Genomic DNA, 2,590 nt, shown 5'->3' with positions numbered 1-2,590 from the left:
TCTATGTAGCATCACCGATACCCTGATCGCCGACAGCGACGGCCTCTATCATCCCGGGGACTTCAACGATCGACTGCTGCTCGGGCTCAAGGGCACCATGTCCGAAGCCGAGCTGCACATCCTCAGGGCCAGACTCGACGGCGGCATCCGTAACAAGGCCGCTCGGGGGGAGCTTCGCCGCGGTCTTCCAGTAGGACTGATCTGGGGAGATGACGACGGTGAGGTGCTCTTGCACGCTGACGAAGCGGTGACCGGGATCATCCGAACGGTCTTCGAGCGCTTCGCCGAGATGGGCTCGGTGCGACGGGTCTGGCTCTGGCTAAGAGATCAGGAACTGTCGTTTCCTCTACAGTCGAACCGATGGCCTGAGATTCAGTGGATCCAGCCGACCTACACGGCCATCCACCACGTCTTGACCAACCCGACGTATGCTGGAGCCTATGCTTACGGTAAGACCCGTCAGGAACGGTACCTTGATGACAGCGGCCGGCTGCGCAAACGGGTGCGCAAGCTACCCCGCTCCGAGTGGCAGGTACTGCTCGTCGATCACCATCCGGGATTCATCGACTGGCCAACTTACGAAGCGAATCAGGATCGCATCGCAGCCAACACACGCCCCAAGCGACATGAGCCAGGAGGCGCCGTGAGGGAAGGAGCCGCGTTGCTGCAAGGTCTCGCTCGCTGTGGTCGCTGCGGGCGACGCCTCCATGTCAACTACCAGGGAAGGAAATCCTCGCCCGGCTATCACTGCCCCGGAAGTACCCTCGTCAACGGCCGTGGAGTCTACTGCCTCCGCGTCGGTGGCCGACAGATCGACAGGGCCGTAGCGACGGCCTTACTCACGGCCCTTGCGCCTGCCGGCCTAGAGGCGTCGATCGAGGCTGCCAGTCGGCTAGAGACCGACCGGGACGCCGCCCTCGCACAATGGCGCCTGGCGGTCGAACGGGCTCGTTACGAGACTGAGCGTGCTGAGCGACGCTACCGCGCTGTGGAGCCCGAGAACCGACTCGTCGCCCGCAACCTCGAGAGAGGATGGAACGACCAGCTACGAAAGCTCGCGGAAGCCGAGGCCGAGATGAACCGACGCCAACAGCGCACTCCGCGAGCTCTGAGCCCCGATGAGCGCCGCAAACTGGAGGCTTTGGGCACCGACTTGGAGCAAGTCTGGGATACCCCGACAACCACCGACCGCGATCGCAAGGAACTCCTCAGAACGCTGCTCGAGGAAGTCATCGTCGCCATCGATCGAGACGCCTCGAAGGCCCAGCTGACTCTTCGATGGCGCGGCGGCGCCCTCACCGACTTGGAAATCGACCTCAAGCGCCGCAGAACCGCACCGGTGCGCACCGACGAGGACACCATCGAGCTTATTGGACGGCTCGCCACACACTACTCCGATGCCGTCATCGCCGGCATCCTCAACCGGCAGGGCCGGCGCACGGCGCGTGGTCTGAGATTCACCGCCAACCGACTCGGCAACGTCAGACGCCACTGGAAAATTCCTCGCTTCGAGCCATCTGCCGAACCTCCTGATGGCGAGGTGGTCACCGTGGCTCGGGCCGCCGAAATCCTCGGCGTCGCACCCTCGACCCTGCACCGCTGGCTCAACGACGGATTCATCGCTGGCGACCAGATCACCCCCGGCGCACCCTGGCGCATTCGCATCACGGACGAGCTTCGATCACGTTTCGTCGAGCAGGCCCCCGAAGACTGGCTGCCCATGCTCGAGGCGACCAAGGCTCTCGGCGTCTCCCGCCAGACCGTCTTGCAACGCATCAAGCGCGGTGAGCTCAACGCCGTCCACGTCCGGCGAGGGCGGAGAAAGGGCTTGAGGATCAAGATCCCACAAACACAGCCCGCGCTCTTCGAGGATCTATCGAGGCATGAGACGGACTTGCAACCTGTCAAGACTCACGAGAACGAAACCAGCTAACTCACACCATCGGGACATAAGTACATGAAATACAACTGCTTACACGTACCTGGGAAGCGAGCTCCCCATGCATCATCAGAGGGGGTGTAGTGTGTCGCGGTCTCCAAACACTTCTCCAGATCGAGATCCACGGCAATGCGCCGCCCTCGCCGGCCCAACGCTGAACCTGCCGGAGTGCTCCGTGCGCTCCGCGTCCGGGACGGAAGCCGAAGCTCGACTCGGAGAAGTCCGGGTCGAAGATCGGCGTGAGGACCTGCTGGATGGCTTGCGCGATCAACCGATCGAGAACGGTCGGTATCCCGAGCAGGCGAACCCCGCCCGAAGGCTTGGGCGTCTCCACCCGCCGCACGGGTTGCGGCGAGTAGGTGCCGTCCAGCAAGGCTTGACGGATGGCGGGCCAATGCTTGCGCGCGAAGGCCGGAAATTCGTCGACGGTCATGCCGTCCACGCCAGGGGCACCCTGGTTGTCCTTCACCTGTTGCCAGGCACGGCGCATGTTGAATCGCTCCACCACCTGTCCCATCAGACTCTCGTGCAAGGCCGGCTGCGTGGGCGCGCGCCGCATCGCGACTCCTCCGGTCGGACTCTTCGTCGAATGCGAGCTCCCCACGGCTCCTCCTTGTCTCATCGTGTTCGGGCCTTCAGCATCCGGCCCCG

General features: G+C 63.7%; 1 protein-coding gene and 1 pseudogene. One reads left to right on the top strand and one right to left on the bottom strand.

The window, feature by feature from the left end:
* Positions 1–289: 289 nt before the first annotated feature.
* Positions 290–1,933 (top strand): recombinase family protein, encoded by a 1,644-nt coding sequence (locus GY769_25100; protein ID MCP4205201.1) that lies wholly within the window; start codon positions 290–292, stop codon positions 1,931–1,933.
* On the opposite strand, the pseudogene GY769_25095 reads toward GY769_25100, so the two are convergent.
* A pseudogene (locus GY769_25095) lies at positions 1,930–2,561 on the bottom strand (hypothetical protein). The gene GY769_25100 and the pseudogene GY769_25095 overlap by 4 nt on opposite strands.
* Positions 2,562–2,590 lie beyond the last annotated feature (29 nt).

Source organism: bacterium (assembly GCA_024224155.1).
Lineage (GTDB): Bacteria > Acidobacteriota > Thermoanaerobaculia > Multivoradales > JAHEKO01 > CALZIK01.
Note: the sequence above shows the minus strand (reverse complement) of the source record. Positions and strands in the feature narration are given on the sequence as shown.

Bases quoted from the DNA above. Each gene is read 5' to 3' on its own strand.
- GY769_25100 (MCP4205201.1), top strand. From the start codon at position 290: ATGGGCTCGGTGCGACGGGTCTGGCTCTGGCTAAGAGATCAGGAACTG.